Source organism: Allobosea sp. NPDC055332 (assembly GCF_053645455.1).
Genome location: NZ_JBSHMO010000007.1, coordinates 28374 through 47946, shown reverse-complemented (window position 1 = coordinate 47946; position 19573 = coordinate 28374). Strand labels below are relative to the sequence as shown.

The 19573-nt window shown below is 67.7% G+C and carries 19 protein-coding genes; 10 read left to right on the top strand and 9 right to left on the bottom strand.

Annotated features, from left to right (window positions below):
• Positions 1-6 precede the first annotated feature (6 nt).
• The 9 genes from ACWIGM_RS30390 to ACWIGM_RS30350 all read right to left on the bottom strand — a co-directional run bounded on the left by ACWIGM_RS30390 (position 7) and on the right by ACWIGM_RS30350 (position 8865).
• The gene (locus ACWIGM_RS30390; protein ID WP_454029716.1) at positions 7-1038 is read right to left on the bottom strand and encodes a LacI family DNA-binding transcriptional regulator; all 1032 of its coding nucleotides are present in this window, start codon (positions 1036-1038) and stop codon (positions 7-9) included.
• A gap of 122 nt (positions 1039-1160) precedes the next feature.
• Positions 1161-2285, bottom strand: coding sequence for an ABC transporter substrate-binding protein (locus ACWIGM_RS30385; RefSeq protein ID WP_454029715.1), 1125 nt, complete (start codon positions 2283-2285; stop codon positions 1161-1163).
• 77 nt (positions 2286-2362) lie between these two features.
• On the bottom strand, positions 2363-3346 hold the full coding sequence (locus ACWIGM_RS30380) for an ABC transporter permease (protein ID WP_454029714.1): 984 nt from the start codon (positions 3344-3346) through the stop codon (positions 2363-2365).
• On the bottom strand, positions 3343-4323 hold the full coding sequence (locus ACWIGM_RS30375; protein WP_454029713.1) for an ABC transporter permease: 981 nt from the start codon (positions 4321-4323) through the stop codon (positions 3343-3345). The genes ACWIGM_RS30380 and ACWIGM_RS30375 overlap by 4 nt, the downstream gene beginning before the upstream one ends.
• Positions 4320-5834 (bottom strand): sugar ABC transporter ATP-binding protein, encoded by a 1515-nt coding sequence (locus ACWIGM_RS30370; protein WP_454029712.1) that lies wholly within the window; start codon positions 5832-5834, stop codon positions 4320-4322. The genes ACWIGM_RS30375 and ACWIGM_RS30370 overlap by 4 nt, the downstream gene beginning before the upstream one ends.
• Complete coding sequence (locus tag ACWIGM_RS30365) at positions 5831-6688, bottom strand: sugar phosphate isomerase/epimerase family protein (protein ID WP_454029711.1); 858 nt, start codon at positions 6686-6688, stop codon at positions 5831-5833. Before ACWIGM_RS30365 ends, ACWIGM_RS30370 begins: the two co-directional genes overlap by 4 nt.
• 280 nt (positions 6689-6968) lie before the next feature.
• A complete protein-coding gene (locus tag ACWIGM_RS30360; RefSeq protein ID WP_454029710.1) occupies positions 6969-7589 on the bottom strand; it encodes a protein-L-isoaspartate(D-aspartate) O-methyltransferase in 621 nt (206 codons plus the stop codon).
• Positions 7590-7798: 209 nt separating this feature from the next.
• Positions 7799-8374, bottom strand: a complete 576-nt coding sequence (locus ACWIGM_RS30355; protein WP_454029709.1) for a peroxidase-related enzyme — start codon at positions 8372-8374, stop codon at positions 7799-7801.
• Positions 8371-8865, bottom strand: coding sequence for a CMD domain-containing protein (locus tag ACWIGM_RS30350; RefSeq protein WP_454029708.1), 495 nt, complete (start codon positions 8863-8865; stop codon positions 8371-8373). Before ACWIGM_RS30350 ends, ACWIGM_RS30355 begins: the two co-directional genes overlap by 4 nt.
• A gap of 117 nt (positions 8866-8982) precedes the next feature.
• On the opposite strand from ACWIGM_RS30350, the gene ACWIGM_RS30345 reads away from it, so the two are divergent.
• The 10 genes from ACWIGM_RS30345 (at position 8983) to ACWIGM_RS30300 (ending at position 19544) form a co-directional block, all read left to right on the top strand.
• Complete coding sequence (locus ACWIGM_RS30345; RefSeq protein WP_454029707.1) at positions 8983-9963, top strand: LysR family transcriptional regulator; 981 nt, start codon at positions 8983-8985, stop codon at positions 9961-9963.
• Positions 9960-11426: an NAD(P)-binding domain-containing protein gene (locus ACWIGM_RS30340; protein ID WP_454029706.1), complete on the top strand. Its 1467-nt coding sequence runs from the start codon at positions 9960-9962 to the stop codon at positions 11424-11426. Before ACWIGM_RS30345 ends, ACWIGM_RS30340 begins: the two co-directional genes overlap by 4 nt.
• A gap of 12 nt (positions 11427-11438) precedes the next feature.
• Positions 11439-12401 carry a Bug family tripartite tricarboxylate transporter substrate binding protein gene (locus ACWIGM_RS30335; RefSeq protein ID WP_454029705.1) on the top strand — a complete coding sequence of 321 codons (963 nt, stop codon included), beginning with the start codon at positions 11439-11441 and terminating at the stop codon, positions 12399-12401.
• On the top strand, positions 12392-12895 hold the full coding sequence (locus ACWIGM_RS30330) for a tripartite tricarboxylate transporter TctB family protein (protein ID WP_454029704.1): 504 nt from the start codon (positions 12392-12394) through the stop codon (positions 12893-12895). The genes ACWIGM_RS30335 and ACWIGM_RS30330 overlap by 10 nt, the downstream gene beginning before the upstream one ends.
• Complete coding sequence (locus tag ACWIGM_RS30325) at positions 12892-14388, top strand: tripartite tricarboxylate transporter permease (protein ID WP_454029703.1); 1497 nt, start codon at positions 12892-12894, stop codon at positions 14386-14388. Before ACWIGM_RS30330 ends, ACWIGM_RS30325 begins: the two co-directional genes overlap by 4 nt.
• Before the next feature lie 428 nt (positions 14389-14816).
• Entirely contained in the window at positions 14817-15413 is a 597-nt protein-coding gene (locus ACWIGM_RS30320; RefSeq protein ID WP_454029702.1) for a flavin reductase family protein, read from the top strand.
• Positions 15414-15430: 17 nt separating this feature from the next.
• Positions 15431-16435, top strand: a complete 1005-nt coding sequence (locus tag ACWIGM_RS30315) for an MsnO8 family LLM class oxidoreductase (RefSeq protein WP_454029701.1) — start codon at positions 15431-15433, stop codon at positions 16433-16435.
• A gap of 17 nt (positions 16436-16452) precedes the next feature.
• The gene (locus ACWIGM_RS30310) at positions 16453-17796 is read left to right on the top strand and encodes an LLM class flavin-dependent oxidoreductase (protein ID WP_454029700.1); all 1344 of its coding nucleotides are present in this window, start codon (positions 16453-16455) and stop codon (positions 17794-17796) included.
• A 9-nt stretch (positions 17797-17805) separates the two neighbouring features.
• Positions 17806-18984: a M20 aminoacylase family protein gene (locus tag ACWIGM_RS30305; protein WP_454029699.1), complete on the top strand. Its 1179-nt coding sequence runs from the start codon at positions 17806-17808 to the stop codon at positions 18982-18984.
• 26 nt (positions 18985-19010) lie between these two features.
• Positions 19011-19544: a GNAT family N-acetyltransferase gene (locus ACWIGM_RS30300; RefSeq protein ID WP_454029698.1), complete on the top strand. Its 534-nt coding sequence runs from the start codon at positions 19011-19013 to the stop codon at positions 19542-19544.
• The last annotated feature ends 29 nt before the right edge of the window (positions 19545-19573 follow it).

Below are 19573 nucleotides of genomic sequence, written 5' to 3'. Positions count from 1 at the left end.
GTCTTGTCAGGTCCGGCCGCTTTGCTTGGGCGGTGTAGCGGCGGAAGAGCGCTCGACAAGCCGCGTCGGCAGCACGAGATCAGTTTGGTCGCTGCGCCCCGACAACTGTTCGATCAGCAGCGCCATGGCCGCCTGGCCGATCTCGCGGCGCGGCTGGTGGACCGTGGTGAGTTGCGGCTCAACGGCTTCCGCTAGCACGATATCGTCGAAGCCGACGACGGAGACATCGTCGGGGACATTGCGGCCACGGGCACGCAACTCGCCCATGGCGCCGACCGCCATCTGGTCGCTTGCGGCGAAGACGGCAGTGTAGCTGGCGCCTCTCTCATCCAGCGTCCGGATCGCGGCTCGGCCGGCCGCGAGCCCGAAATCGCCCTCGACGACAAGCTCAGGATCGGCCGGAATGCCGGCATCGGCAAGGCCGGCGAGATAGCCGTCGCGGCGGTCGAGGCTCATCGGGTCCGGCATCGGCCCGGCGATATGGGCGATGCGACGATGACCGAGCCCGGCGAGATGGGCGACCGCGGCGCGCGCCGCGGCATGGTTGTCGACCTTGACCGTCGGCAGGTTCAGCCCGGGCAGCATCTCCAGCGCGACCACGATCGGCGGCAGTCTTGTGCGGCTGGCGAGAGCCTCGGGGAAGCGGCCGACCATCAGGATCAGCCCATCGGCATGACGCTCCCTGACCATGTCGACATAGCGCAGGATGCGCTCGTCATCGTCTCGGGCATCGCCCATCAGCACCTTGTAGCCGGCGTCGATCGCCGCCTCTTCGACGCCCTTGTAGATCTCCAGATAGAACGGGTTGCTGATGTCACGGACCAGGAGGATCACGGTACGCGTCGCCTGCAGGCGGAGATTGCGGGCCTGGGCGTTGGGGATGAAGCCGGTCGCCTTGACCACATCGAGCACGCGCTCGCGGGTGCGGGCCTTGACCTTCTCGGGCTGGGCCAGGGTGCGCGAGACCGTCGCGGTCGAGACGCCGGCGAGGCGGGCGACTTCGGCGATGGTCGGAGCGGCTGGGGTTGCGTCTTGCAAAGCTGATGATCTGGAAAAGCGGCAGCGAATCGGCAGGAGGAGGCAGGACGCCCATCATGCCGCAATCGCTGCCGGCAGGGCAGGGGTAGGCGCCCACGTCGCGCGGGCGCCCGATATCGTCGTTATTTGCCGCCCCAGCGGGCCGGATAGTTCGTCATCTGCTCGCAGCCGCAAAGCGCATAGTGCAGCGGCGGCATCTTGTCGTTGACGAACTTGTCGAGGTTCTCGGCCGTGATCGCCGGCTGTGGCAGCTTCCAGGTCGGGCCGGTGACGGGCTCGCCCTTGAGGATGCGGATCGCTGCGATCACCGGGGTGCGCCACTGATAGGTCGGATAGGTCGGCGCGATCGCGGTGAGCTTGTTCTTCTTCCACTTCTGCAGGAAGTCCTGCTGGTCCTCGCCATTGATCACCGGATAGGGCTTGCCGGCATCCTCGAAGGCTTCGAGCGCCGCGACGGCGGTGGCACCGGCATCCATCCAGACGCCGTCGATCTTGCCGAAGCGGTTGATGTAGTCCTCGACGATCGCCTTGGTCTTGGCGTTGTCGCCATTGGTGAACTCGGCGCCGACGACCTTGATGCCCTTCTCCTTGAAGATGCGCTCGGCCGCGGCCCAGCGGTTCTCCAGCACGTCGACGCCCGGCAGGATGCGCAGCGCCAGCACCGAGCCGCCGGCCGGGATCTTCTCGGCGATGAAGCTCGCGCCCTGGATGCCGAAGCCGTAGCCGCCGATCGGGTTGATGAAGGTGACCGGGGCCTTGCTGTCGACGCCGCGGTCGAAGACCACGACCGGCAGCTTCTTGGCGGCCGCCTCGACCGCCGGGGTCAGCGCCGCCGTGGTGTTCGGCGAGACGATCAGCGCGTCGCATTGGCCGCTGTTGACGAAGGCGTTGATGTCCGAGATCTGCTTGTCGTCCTTGCCCTCGGCATCGGCATGGGTGAACGAGGCGATGTCGGCCTTGTTGGCGTCGACCTCGGCCTGCATGTTGGTGAAGCCGACGACGCGCCAGGGATTGTTCACACCGGCATTGGAAAAGCAGAGCTTATAGGGGCCGGGCTTCTTGTACTTGGCGGTGTCGACCTTCTCGCCGCCGAGATTCTGCTCCCAGGGCTTGCCGTCGGGACCTTGCGGCGCGACCGTCAGCAGCGCCTTCTGCCGCTCGAATTCGGCGGGATCGTTGAAGTTTTGGGCGATGGCGCCCGTCGACAACGCCGCCAGCAGCGCCGTCAGGCCAATCTGCGTCTTCATCTTCACCTCCCTCTGTCGCGCCGCCTTGCCGGCGGCCTCTGGCGGAGCGCGTGGGATCACGCGCCTCCGAAAACTTGTTACGCCCGCCGCATGCGCCAGGCGCTCGACGCCACCGCGGCGATCAGGATCAGGCCCTGCACGGTTTCGCGCAGCGGCTGCGGCAGGCCCATCAGGTTGAGCAGGGTGAACAGGGCGAAGAGGCTGAGTGCGCCGGCGACGGCGCCGGTCACGCTGGCGCGCCCGCCGAGCAATTGCGCGCCGCCGATGACGCAGGCGGCGATCGCCTGCAGCTCCAGCCCTTGTCCGACCGCGGTCGAGACGCCAGCGAAGCCGCCGAGCAGGATGCCCGCGGTCACCGCCGACAGCGCCGAGATGATGAAGACCAGCACCCGCGTCGCGCCGACCGGCACGCCGGAAAGCTCGGCCGCGCGCGGATTGTCGCCGACCGCCAGCACCTGCCGGCCGAAGACGGTGGCGTGCAGCAGCCAGGCAGCGAGTCCGACGAAGACGGCGAGGATGATCACCGAGAGCGGCATGATCCCCGTCACCGGCACGTCGCGATAGACGAGCCGCCCGAGTGCCCGGAAGTTCTCCGGCAGATAGCCGCGCGGCGCGCCGCCCGACCACATCAGCGCAGCGCCGTTGAGCGAGAGCAGCATGCCGAGCGTCGCGATGATCGAGGGCACCTTGAGCAGGGTGACGACGAGCCCGTTGACCAGCCCAACGCCGAGCCCGATCAGATAGAGCACGCCGATCGTCCACCAGGTGTTGTCGGGATTGCCGCCGGCGAGCATCGAGCCGCCGAGCACGGTCAGCGTCACCAGCGAGCCTATCGACAGGTCGAAGCCGCCGCCGGCGATGACGAAGAGCTGGCCGCAGGCAAGGATGATCAATGGCGCTGCACGACGCAGGAAATTGAGGAAGCCCTCAACCTCGAAATAGCTAGGCTGCAGCACGGCGATCGTGCCGTAGAGCACGAGGAAGACGGCGAGGCCGACATTGATGCCGCGGGCGAAGCGCAGCGCCGTCGAGGGTCCAGACTGGGCAGCTGCGGCGCTCATGCGACGTGCCCCTTGCTGCGGACCGCATAGACCGCGACGGCGAGGATGACGATGGCGCCGCGCAGCACCTGCTTCGGGAAGGCGTCGATGCCGGTCATGTTGAAGACGGCGTCGAGCGTGGCGAACAGGAAGACGCCGGCGAGCGTGCCCCAGACGCCGCCGCGCCCGCCGGCGAGCAGCGTGCCGCCGATCACCACCACGGCAATGGATTCGAGATCATAGACGCCGTCGCGGCCGACCCAGGGCGCGCCGGCACGCAGGCGGCTGGCGAGATAGAGCCCGGTCAATCCGGCCATCAGCGAGCACAGCATATGCGCGCCGATCATCACGCGCTCGGTGCGGATGCCGGCGAGGCGGGCGCCGTCGCGGTTGCCGCCGGTGGCGTAGAGGTGCGCGCCGAAGCGCGTGCGGCTCAAAAGCAGCCAGATCGCGAAGGCCAACACGAACAGCAGCAGCACCGACCAGGGCAGGGGCCCGATCCGCCCATAGGCGAAGGCCTGGAAAGCGGCCGGGACCGAGCCGGCGAAATTGCTGAAGCTCGCCGAGAGCAGGCCTTGCAGGATCAGCCCGACACCGAGCGTCGCGATCAGCGGATTGACGTCGAGCCGGGCAATGATCAGCCCGTTGACGAGACCCACAGCCGCCGAGAGGGCCAGCACCGCCAGCACGGCCGGGGCGATCATCGCCGGCTCGCCCTTCATGATGAAGGAGGCGAGCACGGCCGAGACGCTGATCAGGTTGGCGACGGAAAGGTCGATCGAGCCGACCAAGATGGTCAGCGTCTGCCCGAGCGCGACGATGCCGAGCCCGACCATGCGCTGCGTCAGGCCGACAAAGCCCTCGCCGGTGAGATAGGCGTGCTGCCCGGTCGCGAGCGCGGTCGCGACATAGAGCGCGAGCGAGCCGGCGAACAGCAGCGGCGCAACCGGCACTTCGCGTGCAGGGCGGAGAGCGACGATGTCAGCGCTGGCGCTCATGCTGCGGCCTCCGCATGGCCGGTGCCCAGCGCAAGGTGCATGACGTCTTCTTCGCTGGCGCCGCGCTTCAGCTCGCCAGCGATACGGCCCTCATGCATGACGAGGATGCGATCGCTGACCCCGATGATCTCCGGCAGGTCGGAGGAGATCATCAGGACGGCGCGGCCGCGATCGGCGAGGCCGCGCATGAGCTGGTAGATCGCCGCCTTGGCCGCGACATCGATGCCGCGGGTCGGCTCCAGGAAGATCAGGATTTTGGGGTCGCGCGCGAGCCAGCGGCCGATCACGACCTTCTGCTGGTTCCCGCCGGAAAGCTCACGAATCTCCTGCGCGAAGCCGGCGGCGCGGACGTCGACCTCGGTCAGCTGCAGGTCGGCGGCGGCGCGCGCCATTGCGCCCGAACCCGGCGGCAGCAGGCGGCGCGCGAAGGCCCGCAGGGTCATCAGGACATTGTCGCGCAACGATTGCTGCGGGGCGATGCCCTCCTTCTTGCGGTCGTCGGAGAGGAAGCCGATGCCGGCGGCAATGGCGGCGCGCGGCGATGAGATCAGGCCGTCCTGTCCGTCGATGGTCATGCGGCCGTGCGTGAAAGGCTCGTCACCGAACAAGGCCCGTCCGAGCGCGCCCTTGCCCGAGCCTTCGAGTCCGGCGACGCCGACGATCTCGCCGGCGCGCAGGTCGAGCGCGATGTCTGAGAGCCCAGCGTTGCTTCCGCCATGCACCGTCAGGACGATAGGACCGAGCTTCGCCGGATCGCCCGGCGCCGGAAAGAAATCGGCGAGGTCGCGCCCGACCATCAGCCGAACGATCATCGCTGGCGTCAGCGCGGCGGCGGGGCGCGTCGCGACGAGCTTGCCGTCCTTCAGCACGGTGATGCGATCGGCGATCGCCTTCAATTCGGCCATGCGATGGGAGATGTAGAGGATTGCGGCGCCCTCGCGCCTGAGCGTCCCGACCAGCTCCAGCAGCCGGCCGGCATCGCGCTCGTCGAGCGCGGCAGTCGGCTCGTCCATGACGATGATGCGGGCATCGAGCGCCAGCGCCTTGGCAATCTCGACCAGTTGCTGTTCGGCGATCGAGAGCGATTTCACCAGCGCGCCCGGATGCAGCCTGGCACCGACACGCTCCAGCAGCTTGCGCGCGCCGTCATGCATCGCGGCACGGTCGAGCAGACCGCTGCGGGTCGGCTCCAGCCCGAGGAAGATGTTGTCGGCGACGCTGCGTTCGGGCAGCAGGCTGAGCTCCTGGTGGATGATGCTGATCCCGGCCCGGCGTGCCTCGACCGGATGCCGGAAGGCGACTGGCTGCCCGCCGAGCAGGATCTCGCCTTCGTCCGGACGATAGACGCCGCCGAGCACCTTCATCAGCGTCGACTTGCCGGCGCCGTTCTCGCCGCAGATGGCGTGGACCTCGCCGGCATGGCAGTCGAGGCTGACATCGTCGAGCGCCCGTACGCCGGTGAAGCTCTTGCCGATGCCGCGCATCGAAAGGACCGGCGTGCCCGCGCTCATGCCGCACCCGCCTGCGCCCAGCCGCGCCGGATGAAGCCGTGGCTCTCGGTGAGCAGCGTATCGAGATCGGGGAAGAGGTCACGCCAGACCCGCGTCGCCGCAGCGAGCGAAGGCAGCGCCCGGCCGAAGGCCTCGACCGTCAGCCAGCCATCATAGCCGGTGGCATGTATGGCGCGGAAGGTTTCAGCCCACGGCACATGGCCGCGCCCGACGATGCCGCGATCGTTCTCCGAGAGATGGATATGGTTGATCTCGGACGCGTACCGGCTGTAGGCGCCGACCGGGTCGCGTTCCTCGATATTGGCGTGGAAGGTGTCGTACATGTAGCCGAAGTTCGGATGCCCGACCCGAGCGCGGAGTGCGCTCGCGGCCTCCATCGTGTTCAGCGCGTAGCATTCGAAGCGGTTGATCGCCTCCAGCGAGAGCGCGATCCCGGCCTTGCCGGCATCCTCCGCCATCGCATGCAGCGCCTCGGCGAGATAAGCGAGTTCGTCCTTGCGCGGGCCTTCGCCGGTGAAGACACCGACCGGCGAGTGATAGGGGCCGGCGATGATGGTGGCGCCGAGCGCCGCGGCACAGTCGACCGCCCATCGATGCCGTTCGCGAGCCTTTTGGCGGATGGCGGGATCGGGCGAGAGCGGGTTGCTGTCCTCGGCGACGATAGTGACGATCGTGCGCTTCAGACCGATCGCGTCGAGCCGGCGGCCGAGCCGCTCGTAATGCCCGACCTCGCCTTCGAAGACCGGGATCTCGACGCCGTCATAGCCGATCTCGCGGATGCGCTCGCACAACGGCAGATGCGCCTCATCGATGAAGCCACCGACCGTCAGCAGGTTGAAGCCGATCTGGACCATGACCGGGCTTTCGCTCCGCGCTCAGCGTCGCCGCAGCGCGGTCGCGCTGCCGGGAAATGCCGCTGAATCGACGATGCCGACACACATGATCGGTGCTCCTCCCAAGAGTGGCTCATTCTGCGGAGCCGCTTCGAAAGGGATTATGTAATCGATTGCAAAACTGTCAACTGGCGAGTTTTTCAGCGTATCCATTCGCCTTTGCGCCGAAAGCCTTGGGCAAGAGCGCGGCGTCCCTATCGTGTGCGGACCATCCCTTGCTCCGGTTCGGGAGTTTGCCCGCTCACACCGCCCTGCCGGCTTGGCCGATCAGCGGCACGAAACTGACCGCTGCAAGGACCTCGCTGGCGAATGCGTCCTCGCCCTGCCGTGCCAGCTTGGTCAGCATCTGGCCGTATTCGCTGCACGCGACAGGGATTAGAAGCCGTCCGCCAATCGCAAGCTGTCGCTTCAAGGGAGCAGGTATGGTGCTGCTGCCGGCCGAGACGATGATCGCATCGAACGGCGCCGCCGTGGGCCAGCCCTTGGTCCCGTCGGCGCACAGGATTTCGGCATTGCCGTAGCCAAGGCGCTGCAGCCGTTCGGCCGCTTGCGCCGCCAGCGTGGAATGCCGCTCGATCGCCCAGACCTTGTGCGCCATCCGGCTTATCACGGCCGCGGCATAGCCTGAGCCGGCGCCGACCTCGAGCACCTTGTCCTGTGCCGCTATTCCGGCGGCTTCCAGCATCAAGGCGACGACATAGGGTTGCGAGATCGTCTGACCCTCCCCAATCGGAATCGGGCCGTCGCGATAGGCGAACTCTGCCAGCTGGTTTGCGACGAAGATCTCGCGCGGAACCTGCCGCATCGCGTCGAGCACGTTGCCATCGCGGATGCCGCGCCCGGCAAGCTGCTGCTCGACCATCCGGTTGCGGGCCTGAACGAAATCGATGGCTGTCGGCATGGCCAGCCTCTGCAGGCTGCGGCCCCAGGTCGGGCAGAACCGCCGGCCTGCGAAGGCGCCAATGGCTATGCCGACTTGATAGCACGGGAACTGGCGCAGACGCGACCTTGCGCAATGCTCGAAGCCTGCCGGATCGACAGTGCCACTCGCTGCGTGAGGGCTGAGGCGCGCTAGTCTCTGATCGGCTCGCCGAGCGTGTGCATGAGCCGGTTGGCCCAGCCGAAGATCGCAGCGGAGAGGATGAGGTCGAGGATCTCAACCTTGGAGAGGCCGAGATCGGCAAGTTTGGCGATGTCGTCGGCCGTGGCTTCGGACGGCGTCTTCGACAGCCTTGCGGCGAAATCGAAGATCGCCTGCTGGTGTTCCTCCAGCTCGGCGTCGAGCTCGCGGGCGAAGATCTCCTGGATCACGTCGGTGCGCTTGGTCAGGGCGTTGAAGCGCGAGGCGTGCACCGCCGCGCAATAGACGCAGCGGTTGACGATCGAGGCGGCGGTGGCGCCGAGCTCGCGCTCGGCCGAGGACAGCCCGCCCTTGCCGTACATGATCGCGTTGAACAGAGGCGAGCGCACCTTCAGCGATTCCGGATCATGCGCGAGCGTCAGCACGTAGTCGGAGATCTTCTTGTTCGACGGCGTCACCTGCATCGCATCGAGCTGCTCCGGCGTCGCCTCGGCGAGCACGACCGGCGTGACATAGGGCGACCAGTGCGGGACCTTGTCGGTAAATTCGTGGACGACGGTGCTCATGCGATGGTCCCCAGCAGCCGCAGGCCGGCGATGACGCGCGCCTGGTAGTTCACGAAGGCGATCAGCTCGGCCAGCCTGACGATGTCGGGCTCGGACAGGCCGGCTGCGACCAGAGCCGCAATGTCGGCCTTGGTCGCGTCCTTCGGCGAGTGTGTCACCAGGTCGACATGGCGGATGATCGCCCGCAGCCGGGCGCCGATATCCGCAGCAGGATCGGCGCCATCGGCAATGGCGAGGTGGGCAGGGCTGTCGCCGGCCTGGCGCAGCAGCCCGCGATAATGCTCGGCGAGGGCGGGATCGGCATTGGCGCGTGCCATGCGGGCTGCGAGCGCCGCGCGTTCGGCCCGGTTGATCCCACCAGGGTCGCGCGGCAGCAAGACGGCGTCATGAGCCGCCTGGCTGAGGTTCAGGATCTCAGCCCGCTCAGCCAGCATTTCGGCGAGACCGGAACCTGAATCCGACAGGGTTTCGATGAGTTGGGAGCCGCTCATCCACATCCTCCTGAGCTGCCTGCGTAGCGATCGCGGTACAGCCTACGCTTCATGCTTGACCTGCATCAACTACGATCTATCATCCAGTTTAGGAATAATGATCCGGCACGCGAACGCATGGACCTGCGCCAGCTCGAAGCCTTCGCCGCAGTCTTCTCCGCCGGCAGCATCACCGGCGGCGCCAAGCTGCTCGGCCGCTCGCAGCCGGCGCTGACCCGGCAGATCCAGGAGCTTGAGGAGGCGCTCGGCTTCAGCGTGCTGCACCGCGCCGGCCCGCGGGTAACGCCGACCGAGCAGGGCCTGCGCTTCCATCAGGAGGTCGAGCCGGTCATCGCCTGGCTCCGACACCTGCGCGAGCGGGCTGCAGCGATCGCCGCCGACAAGCCGCGCTCCCTCGAAATCGCCTCGATCGCCTCCTTCGCCGCCGGCATGTTGCCGGCGGCTTTGGCGCGGCTCGGCGAGGAGGCCTTGCCCGAACAGGTCCATATCCGGACAGCGCTGGCCGAACAGGTCGTCCAGTCGGTCGCGACCCATGTCGCCGAGATCGGCGTCACCAGCCTGCCGGTCGATCATCCGGCGCTGGAGATCCACTGGATCGGCGAGGCGCCCTGCGTCGCGGCGGTGCGTGCCGATGATCCGCTTGCAGAGGCCGAGACGATCCCGCTCGCCGCGGTTGCCGACCGCCGACTGATCGCCATGGCCAATCCTTTCCGCTGGCGCCGGCGCGTCGACGCAGCGCTCGAGCGGGTCGGTGTCCGCCCTGCCGCGATCCTCGACGCCAATACCTCGAATACCGCACTGATGGCGGCCCGCGCCGGGCTCGGCATCGCCATCCTCGAGCCGGTCATCGCCTACGGCATGCCGCTCGAAGGCGTCGCGATCCGCAAGCTCGACGTGCCGATCTCCTTCCTCTGGGGTGTGGTGACGCCCTATGGCCGCCCGTCGACGCCTCTGGTCGACGGGCTGATCGCGGCTCTGGAGACGCTGTCCCGCGAAACCCTGCCCGGTTTCATCAAACATCCGCCGGGCGCGCGCGAGCGGCTGGTTGCGGATGTGTTCGGCCCGTTCCCCGACAAGCCGGTCCGAGGCGTGGCATGAACGCCGTCTCTCCCGTCGCGACCGGTCTGCCTGCGCTGGAACAGCGCCTGCGTCAGGACCTCGACTGGCTGGAATGGCCGGCCAAGGACTGGGTGCCGGCGCGCGAGCACGAAGGCCAGCGCGTCCACGACGTCGTGATCGTTGGCGCCGGCATGTGCGGCCTTGCCGCCGCCGGGGCGCTCAAGGGCCTCGGCCTTTCGAACATCGTCCTCTTGGACCGCGCGCCCGCCGGCCGCGAAGGCCCCTGGGTGACCTATGCGCGAATGGAGACGCTGCGCTCGCCGAAGCAGCTCGCCGGCCCGGCACTCGGCTTGCCAGCCCTGACCTTCCGGGCCTGGTACGAGGCGCAGTATGGCCGCGTCGCCTGGGATGCTCTCGGCAAGATCCCGCGGCCGCTGTGGATGGGCTATCTCGCCTGGTACCGGAAGGTCCTGAACCTGCCGGTCGAGAACGGCGTGTCGGTCGATGCGGTCGTACCGCAAGGCGATCTGCTGGCGCTGACGGTCTCGGATGCGGAGGGCTCGCGCACGATCTTTGCCAGGCATCTCGTGCTCGCCACCGGCCGCGATGGGCTCGGTGCCTCCTGGGTGCCGCCGATCGCAGAGACGATCGATCGCCGTTACTGGGCGCACAGCGCCGACGAAATCGACTTCGCCGCGTTGAAAGACAAGCGCGTTGGTGTCGTCGGGGCCGGTGCCTCGGCCATGGACAATGCCGCGACTGCGCTGGAGCAGGGCGTCGTCAGCCTCGACCTGTTCGTGCGCCGCAAGGAACTGCCGCGCATCAACAAGTTCACGGGCATCGGCAGCCAGGGCGTCGTCCACGGCGTCGCCGGCCTGCCGGATGAATGGAAATGGCGCTTCTTCGACTATGCGCTGAAGGCGCAGACGCCGCCGCCGCGCGACTCGACCTTGCGCGTCTCGCGCCATGCCAATGCCCGCTTCCATCTCGGCAGCCCGATCCTTGATCTAACTGAGAAGGACGGCGCTCTGGCGCTGACGACGCCGAAGGGCAGCTACACAATCGACTTCCTGATCTTCGCCACCGGCTTCTCGGTCGATCTCGGCGAGCGCCCGGAACTCGCTGCGGTCGCGCCCTTCATCCGCTTCTGGAAGGATCGCTACGTTCCGGAGGGGATCGACAATCCCGAGCTCGAAAGCGCCCCCGATCTCGGCCCCTCCTTCGAGTTCCAGGAGAAACAGCCTGGCACTTGTCCGGCGCTGGCACGCATCCACTGCTTCAACTACCCGGCGATGCTGAGCCATGGAAAGCTCTCCGGTGACATCCCTGCCGTGAGCGCCGGTGCCGACCGGCTCGGCCGTGGCATCGCCCGCGCCCTCTTCGTCGCCGATCGCGAAGCGCATTACCGCTCGCTCGTCGCCTATGACACGCCCGAATTGCTCGGCGACGAATGGAAAGATGCCGACGCCCTGCCTGCCGACCTCTCCGCTTCCACCTCCTGAAGGAGTGCCTCGATGATCAAGCGCCTGTCGATCGCAGCCAGCCTCGGAGCCGCGCTCCTCATGACCGGCGCGGCCCGTGCCGACTATCCGGAGAAGCCGATCGAGATGATCGTCGCCTTCGCGCCCGGCGGCGGCACCGACGTCGCCGCCCGTTCGATCGCCCGCTACATGGAGAAATATCTCGGCGGCAGCGCCCGCATCGGCGTGATCAACAAGCCTGGCGCCGGAGGCGAGATCGGCTGGACCGCGGTCGCGCAGGGCAAGCCCGACGGCTACACGATCGGCTTCATCAACGCACCGGCCATCAACGCGCTCGTCGTCGAGGGCAAGACCAAGTTCAAGATGGGCGACCTGCAGCCGATCGCCAATCTGGTCTACGACCCCGGGGTCCTCGTCGTGCCGAAGTCCAGCTCCTATGGCTCTCTGAAGGACCTGATCGACGCGGCCAAGAAGGCGTCGACGCCGCTCGTCATCGGCACCTCCGGCGCCAGCGGCTCCTCCGAGCACATCGCGCTCCTGAACTTCCAGCGCCTCGCCGACACCAAGTTCACCCCGGCCTTCTTCGGCGGCACCGCCCCGGTCCGTCAGGCCGTGCTCGGCGGTCACGTCCCGGCCGCGACGATGAACCTGAGCGAAGCCCTTCAGATCGCCCGCGAGGGCAATATCAAGGTGATCGGCGTGATGAGTGCCGAGCGCTCCGCTTACCTCCCGGACGCCCCGACCTTCCGCGAAGCCGGCTATGATGTCGTCGTCGGCGCCTCGCGCGGCATCGCCGCACCCAAGGGCGTGCCGGCCGATGTCGTCGCCAAGCTGGAGAAGGCTATCGACCAGGCGCTGAAGGATCCGGAATATCTCGACGCCGCCAAGAAGGCCGAGATTCCGCTGCAATATCTCGCCTCGAACGACTTCAGGACCTTCCTCGACCGCGCCAGCACCGATCTCGAGGCGACCTGGAAGGCGACGCCGTGGAAGTGACGGACGCCGCTGGGCCGGCCGTGACCGAAGGCCGCTCGCGCAGCCCGATCGAGATCGCCTTCGCGTTCGCGCTCGTCGCGGTCTCCATCGCGGTCATCGCGACGGCGTCGCGCTATCCGGTCGAAAGCGCCGCCTATCCGGTCGCGATCGCGGCAGGCATGGCGGTGCTGGGCCTGTGGATCGCGATGCGCGAGATCCTGCGCCGCCAGCGCGGCAATCCGACGCTCGGCGCCTTTGCCCAGCACGGCCCGCGCCTCGGCATCGGTGTCGCGGCGCTTGTCGCCTATTTCGCCGCGGTCAGCCTGATCGGCTTCATCCTGCCGAGCCTGGCGCTCTGCGTGCTCCTGCCGGCGGCAGTAGGCTTTCGGCGCTGGGGCCTCGCGGCCGTGGTCGGGCTGGTCTGCGTCGTCTCGATCCTGCTGATCTTCGTCTACGCGCTCGGCCGGCCGATCCCGGAAGACCTCCTCTCACCCCTGCTGGCGAAGCTCAGATGATCGACGCCCTGCTGCACGCGCTCCCGCTCGTCTTCGCCCCGATGAACATCCTCGCCATGTTCATCGGCCTGATCGCCGGTCTCGTCGTCGGCTGCCTGCCGGGGCTGACCGTTGTCACCGGCCTTGCCGTGCTGATCCCGCTGACCTTCGGGCTCGATCCGCTCTTTGCGCTCGGCATGATGGCCGGCATGTACAATGGCGGCTCCTATGGCGGCGCTATTCCCGCGATCCTGATGCGCGTGCCGGGCACCCCGGCCTCGGTCGCGACCGTGCTCGACGGCTACAATATGACCCAGAAGGGGCAAGCGGCCTATGCGTTGCAGGTCGCGTTGCTCTCGGGCGTGATCGGCAGCGTGCTCTCTTCGATCTCGCTGATCCTGCTTTCGCCGCCTCTGGTCTCGTTCAGCCTGCTCTTCGGGCCGATCGAATATTTCTGGCTCGGCATTCTCGGTCTCGCCACCGTCTCCTCCCTGCTCGGCGATGATCTGCCGAAGGGGTTGATCGCCTGCGGCATCGGCCTCCTGATCGGCGCGGTCGGCCAGGACATCTCGAATGGCACCGAGCGCTTCACTTTCGGCCAGCTCGATCTGCTCGACGGCTTCAGCGCGATCGTGCTGCTGACCGGGCTCTTCGCCGTGCCGCCGGTGTTGCAGATCGTCGAGGAAGCGATGAAGACCGGCATGAGCGGCGACAAGCTCAAGCTGCACCGCCAAGGCTCGGCGCTGAGCCAATGGCGCTTCTTCACACCGGTCTGGATCCGCTCTTCGATCATCGGCATCATCATCGGCATCCTGCCCGGTGCAGGCGGCAGCATGTCGTCCTTCCTCGCCTATAACGAGGCCAAGCGCGTCGCCCGCAATCCTGAGACCTTCGGCCATGGCAATCCCGAGGGCGTCGCCGCCTCCGAATGCGGCAACGGTGCCGACAATGCGGCCTCGCTGATCCCGGCGCTGGCGCTCGGCATCCCCGGCTCCGGCGTCGCTGCCGTCATCCTCGGCGGCCTGCTCGTGCACGGCCTGCGGCCCGGCCCGCAGCTCTTCCGCGAGCATCCGGACATCGTCTACGGCTTCATGCTGCAGTTCCTGGTGACGTCCTTCCTGCTCGCCATCGTCGGCGGCCTGGCGGCGACACGCATCTTCGGCCAGGTACTGCGTCTGCCGCGCATTGTGCTCGCTCCGGTTATCCTGCTCTTCGTCACCATCGGCGTCTATTCGGTCAACAACTCGCTGTTCGACCTCTGGGTACTGCTCGGCGTCGGGCTTATCGGCTATGTGCTGGAGCGGCTCGACTATCCGAGCGCGCCGATCGTGCTCGGCCTGCTGCTCGGTCCGATGGTGGAAAGCCAGCTGCGCCTCGCGCTGACCATCTCCGGCGGCAACGCCTCGGCGCTGGTCTCGACGCCGATCGCGATCATCCTGGCCCTGCTCAGCGCCGCGATCCTGCTGACGCCGGCCTGGCGCCTGTTCCGCCAGCGCAGCACCGCTGCGGCCTGAGCGCCGGCAGAGTAGAAACCTGCCGCGCCGGAGGCCGGAGGCGAGCGCTTCCGCCTCCCGCTGGCCGCATCTTTGAAAAGACATTTCATTGACCCTGCTGGTTTCAGCAGGAAGAATGTCAGTATCGAGCGCCGATGGCTGCGCCCGGTCGCGGGATTTGCTGGAGCAGCTTGCACCGCGTCAACAATGCTAAAAGCACCACGATGACATCGTGGGCTCCGGGCACGGAGGCACGTCGATGAAACCGGGTAATACTTCAGAGTCTGAACGCTCCAGCAATCTGCCGCGGTGTTCCTGATCTTTCGTCCTGCGGCCTGACCGCAGGACCTATCGCTTCCTAGCAGCGTCAGCGTGCCGGCTTGCCCGGCCGGAGCGTCGTTCCCTGACGACGCGCGCCTCGCTGCGTCCTCCCGCCAGCCGAGGCCTTCATGACTGTCGTCTCGCTCGTCACTCCAGCATCCGCGGCGCCCCGTTCGTTCGGCCGGACTGCGACGGCGCAAGCCGAGGCGCCCAGCTTCCGGGCGGCGCTGCGCCATCTCGCCGGCGGGGTCAGTGTGATCACGACCGGTCAGGGCGCCGATCGCACCGGCCTCACCGTCACCTCGCTCTCGTCGCTCTCCGCCGAACCGCCGACGGTGATGTTCGGGCTCAACCTGGGGTCATCGAGCTTTCCGGTGCTCGCGCGCCATCGCAGCTTCGGCGTCAATTTCCTCAACGCGACGCAAAAGCAGATCGCCGATCGCTTCGCCGGCCGCGGCGGCGAGAAGGGCCCGGCCCGCTATGCCGGAGCGAGCTGGACGCAAGGCGTCACCGGCGCGCCGTTGCTCGAAGGCGCTTTGGCTGCGCTCGACTGCGAGGTCGAGGAGCTGATCGAGCGGCATTCGCACGCCATCGTCATCGGCCGGGTGCGCGAGGTCAGGCTCGGCGGTGACGACGCGGCGCTGGTCTACTGGCGCGGCGATTACGAGCGCCTCGGCTGGATGGCCGAGGAGGCGCGCACGGCCTGCGGCCTGCGCGGCATCTGATCCCGGCGAGACATCCCATGGCCTATTCCCTCAGCCTGCTCGACAAGAGCCCGATCCTCGACGGCGAGAGCGCGGTCGATGCCCTGCAGCGCACGATCGGCCTGGCGCAGGCCGCCGAGCGGCTGGGCTATCGCCGTTTCTGGCTCGCCGAGCATCACGGCTTTCCCGGCCTCGCCAGCTCGGCGCCAGAGATACTGGTGGCGCATCTGGTCGCCCGCACGCGCCGCATCCGCATCGGCTCCGGCGGCGTGCTCCTGCAGCATTACAGCCCCTACAAGGTCGCCGAGACCTTCAATCTGCTCGCGGCGCTGGCACCGGATCGCATCGATCTCGGCATCGGCAAGGCGCCGGGCGGCTTGCCGCTCTCGACCAGGGCGTTGCGCGTCCAGCACGATCCCAAGGGCGCTCGCTCCTTCGAGGCGCTGCTGGCGGAGATCGATGGCTTCCTTTCGGGTTCGCTCGATGCGGATGATCCGCTTGCCGGCGCGCAAGCCCTGCCGAAGCCGCCTGCGCCAGTGGAGCGCTTCCTGCTCGGTGCCAGCCCGGATAGCGCAAGGCTCGCGGCCGAGCGCGGCTGGCGCTTCGTCTTCGCCGGCCAGCTCAATGGCGATCCCAAGGCGATCGAGGCCAGCCTGGATGCCTATGCCAAGGTCGGTGCCAAGCATCCGCCGCTGTTCGGCCTCGCCGCCCTCGCCGCCGCGACAGCCGAGGAGGCGCGGGCGCTGACCGATCCGTTGCGGGTGGTCAGGCTGACGCTCGACAACGGCCAGAGCGTCAATCTCGGCAGCGAGGAGCAGGCGGCCGAATTCGCCCGCCAGGCCGGGGCCGCCTCCTTCACCACCGAAATCCGCCGCCCGAGCATCCTGTCCGGCACCGCCGAGGACGTCCGGCGCGAGCTCGATGCGCTCTCGGCGCGCTTCGGCATCGCCGAATTCGTCATCGATACCCCGGCCGCCGCGACCGCCCAGCGCCTCGCCTCGATTACGCTGCTCGCCGGCGACGCGCCGGCGCTGGCCGCCTGAGCCGACAGGAGACATCCATGAGCAAGACCCGTCTCACTTTCGGCCTGATGCTGCAGGGCCCCGGCAGCCACATGAACGCCTGGCGCCACCCGAGCAATCCGCCTGATGCCAGCGTCAATCTCGACTTCTTCATCCGCAACGCCCGCAAGGCCGAGGAGAACGGCATCGCCTTCGCCTTCGTCGCCGACGGGCTCTACATCAACGAGAAGTCGATCCCGCATTTCCTCAACCGCTTCGAGCCGCTGACCATCCTCTCGGCGCTGGCGACGGCGACGAAGAAGCTCGGCCTCGTCGGCACGGTCTCGACCTCCTATAGCGACCCTTTCACCATCGCCCGGCAATTCGCCTCGCTCGACCTGATCTCGGGCGGGCGCGCCGGTTGGAATGCCGTCACTTCGCCGCTGGAGGGTTCCGGCCGCAATTACGGCCGCCCGCATCCCGAGCATTCACTGCGCTACGAGATCGCGCATGAATATCTCGATATCGCCAAGGGCCTCTGGGATTCCTGGGACGACGACGCCTTCGTCCGTGATCGCGAGGCCGGCCGCTTCTTCGATCGCGAGAAGCTGCATACCCTCGGCTACAAGGGCCGCTTCTTCCAGGTCGAGGGCCCGCTCAACATCCAGCGCTCGCCGCAGGGCCAGCCGGTGCTGTTCCAGGCCGGCGCTTCCGATGCCGGCATCGGACTTGCTGGTCGCCATGCCGATGCGGTCTTCGCCAACCATGTCTCGCTGGAGGAGGGGCAAGCCTTCTATCGCAGCATCAAGACCAGCGCGATCGCGCAGGGCCGGCTGGCCGACGACGTCAAGATCTTCCCGAGCGCCGGGCCGATCGTCGGGCGCACCCGGCAGGAGGCCGAGGACAAATACCAGGCGATTCGCGATCTCGTCTCGATCGATGACGCGCTCGCCTATCTCGGCCGCTTCTTCGACCATCACGACTTCAGTGCCTATCCGCTCGATGCGCCGTTCCCGGAGCTTGGCGATATCGGCAAGAACAGCTTCCGCTCGACCACCGACCGGATCAAGCGCACCGCCGCCCTGAAGCGCCAGACGCTGCGCGAGGCGGCGCTGGAGGCGGCGACTCCGCGCGCCGACCTGATCGGCTCCGTCCAAGAGATCGCCGATATCCTGATCGAGCGCGTCGAGAAGCAGGCCGCCGATGGCTTCATCCTCGGTTTCCCGGTGATCGGGCAGGGCCTCGACGATTTCGTCGAGCTGGTCATCCCCGAGCTGGAGGCGCGCGGCGTCTACGATCGCAACCTGCCGGGTTCGACCTTGCGCGACCATCTCGGCCTGCCGCGCCGCGAGAGCCGTTATGCGCGTCCAGCTCCTTCATCCGTGCCGCGCAAGGCGGGCTGAGCCGATCGCATGACCGTCCACGCCCCCATCGCTGGCGCCGGCATCGATCCCGGCATCGCCGCCTCGATCGAGGAGTTCGTCGCGCTGCGGCACGACCTGCACCGGCATCCCGAGCTCGCCTTTCGCGAGACCCGCACCAGCGCGATCGTGGCCGAGCGGCTGGCGAGCTATGGCTACGAGGTCTCGACCGGGCTCGCCGGCACCGGCGTGGTCGGGCAGTTGCGCAAGGGCGATGGCGCGCGCCGGCTCGGCCTGCGCGCCGACATGGACGCGCTGCCGATCGCCGAGCAGACCAGCCTCCCTTACGCCAGCGCGACCGCCGGCGTCATGCATGCCTGCGGCCATGACGGCCATACCGCGATCCTGCTGGCGGCGGCCAGGCGGCTAGCCGAGCGCGATTTCTCCGGCACACTCACTTTGATCTTTCAGCCGGCCGAGGAGATCGGCGCCGGAGCGCGCAAGCTCCTGTCTGAAGGGCTGTTCGAGCGCTTCCCCTGCGACGCCGTCTTCGGCCTGCACAACTGGCCGGGCGTGCCATCAGGCCAGTTCGGCTTCGTCGAGGGGCCGGCGATGGCGGCGGTCGACAAGGCCATCATCCGCATCGTCGGCAAGGGCGGGCACGGTGCTTCGCCGCATGAGACGGTCGATCCGGTCGTCGCCGCATCCAGTCTCGTGCTGGCGCTGCAGAGTATCGTCTCGCGCAATGTCGACCCGCGCCAGGCTGCCGTCGTCACTGTCGGCTCGATCCATGGCGGCGAAGCCTCGAACGTCATTCCCGATGCCGTCGAGCTGAAGTTGACGATCCGCAGCTTCGACCTGGCGGTGCGAGCGCAACTGGAGGAGCGCATTCCGGCGCTGGCGCGAGCCCAGGCAGAAAGCTTCGGCGCTGTGGCCGAGACCAGTTATCACCGCGGCTTCCCGCCACTGACCAATCATGTCGCGGAAACACAGCTCGCCCGCGAGGTCGCGCTTGCCGCCTTTGGCGCGGCGAAGATCGAACCTGACTTCAAGCCGCGCATGGCGAGCGAGGATTTCGCCTTCCTGCTCGAAGCCCGGCCCGGCAGCTATCTCTTCGTCGGCAATGGCGACAGCGCCCCGCTGCACAGCCCCGCCTACGATTTCGATGACGGCATCATCGCCCCCGCCGCGAGCTTCTGGGTTCGCCTCGCCCGCACCTTCCTCGTCTAGATCCTGCAACGGAGAGGCTTCCCGCCATGTCCGACCAGTTCCTCTACACCACGCCCCTCGACCCGCTCGCCGAGCCCCTCGTCGAGCAGCTCACCTGGGAATACGCCACCCGCTACGGTAATTATTTCGGCGAAGAACCGGGCGCCGAGATGAGTCGCTATCCGGCTTCGCTGTTCGCTCCGCCCGACGGCAATTTCGTCCTGCTGCTGCGCGACGGGCGCGCCATCGCCGGCGGCGCCTTCAAGCGCCATGACGAGCAGACGGCCGAGCTGAAGCGGATCTGGACCGACACGGCCTTCCGCCGCCAAGGCCTCGCCCGCCGCGTCGTCGAGGAGCTGGAGGCGCAGGCGGTGCGCCAGGGTTATAGCAAGATCTTCCTGACCACGGGCTTCCGCCAGCCCGAGGCGAGGGATCTCTACCTCAACACCGGCTACACGCCGCTCTTCGACCCTGCGGTCGATCCCGAGATCTACAAGAAGCTCGCATTCGAGAAGGATCTGGCGGTTGCGGCCTATCGGCCGCGCCCGCCCGCCGAGCAACTGCCACTCAGCGCCGCCTGATCGCGCCGCTTCGCAAGCATCAAGGGGAC

Coding starts and splice junctions, on each gene's coding strand:
- ACWIGM_RS30385 (WP_454029715.1), bottom strand. CDS start 2,285: ATGAAGACGCAGATTGGCCTGACGGCGCTGCTGGCGGCGTTGTCGACG.
- ACWIGM_RS30380 (WP_454029714.1), bottom strand. CDS start 3,346: ATGAGCGCCGCAGCTGCCCAGTCTGGACCCTCGACGGCGCTGCGCTTC.
- ACWIGM_RS30375 (WP_454029713.1), bottom strand. CDS start 4,323: ATGAGCGCCAGCGCTGACATCGTCGCTCTCCGCCCTGCACGCGAAGTG.
- ACWIGM_RS30370 (WP_454029712.1), bottom strand. CDS start 5,834: ATGAGCGCGGGCACGCCGGTCCTTTCGATGCGCGGCATCGGCAAGAGC.
- ACWIGM_RS30365 (WP_454029711.1), bottom strand. CDS start 6,688: ATGGTCCAGATCGGCTTCAACCTGCTGACGGTCGGTGGCTTCATCGAT.
- ACWIGM_RS30360 (WP_454029710.1), bottom strand. CDS start 7,589: ATGGTCGAGCAGCAGCTTGCCGGGCGCGGCATCCGCGATGGCAACGTG.
- ACWIGM_RS30355 (WP_454029709.1), bottom strand. CDS start 8,374: ATGAGCACCGTCGTCCACGAATTTACCGACAAGGTCCCGCACTGGTCG.
- ACWIGM_RS30350 (WP_454029708.1), bottom strand. CDS start 8,865: ATGAGCGGCTCCCAACTCATCGAAACCCTGTCGGATTCAGGTTCCGGT.
- ACWIGM_RS30345 (WP_454029707.1), top strand. CDS start 8,983: ATGGACCTGCGCCAGCTCGAAGCCTTCGCCGCAGTCTTCTCCGCCGGC.
- ACWIGM_RS30340 (WP_454029706.1), top strand. CDS start 9,960: ATGAACGCCGTCTCTCCCGTCGCGACCGGTCTGCCTGCGCTGGAACAG.
- ACWIGM_RS30335 (WP_454029705.1), top strand. CDS start 11,439: ATGATCAAGCGCCTGTCGATCGCAGCCAGCCTCGGAGCCGCGCTCCTC.
- ACWIGM_RS30325 (WP_454029703.1), top strand. CDS start 12,892: ATGATCGACGCCCTGCTGCACGCGCTCCCGCTCGTCTTCGCCCCGATG.
- ACWIGM_RS30320 (WP_454029702.1), top strand. CDS start 14,817: ATGACTGTCGTCTCGCTCGTCACTCCAGCATCCGCGGCGCCCCGTTCG.
- ACWIGM_RS30315 (WP_454029701.1), top strand. CDS start 15,431: ATGGCCTATTCCCTCAGCCTGCTCGACAAGAGCCCGATCCTCGACGGC.
- ACWIGM_RS30310 (WP_454029700.1), top strand. CDS start 16,453: ATGAGCAAGACCCGTCTCACTTTCGGCCTGATGCTGCAGGGCCCCGGC.
- ACWIGM_RS30305 (WP_454029699.1), top strand. CDS start 17,806: ATGACCGTCCACGCCCCCATCGCTGGCGCCGGCATCGATCCCGGCATC.
- ACWIGM_RS30300 (WP_454029698.1), top strand. CDS start 19,011: ATGTCCGACCAGTTCCTCTACACCACGCCCCTCGACCCGCTCGCCGAG.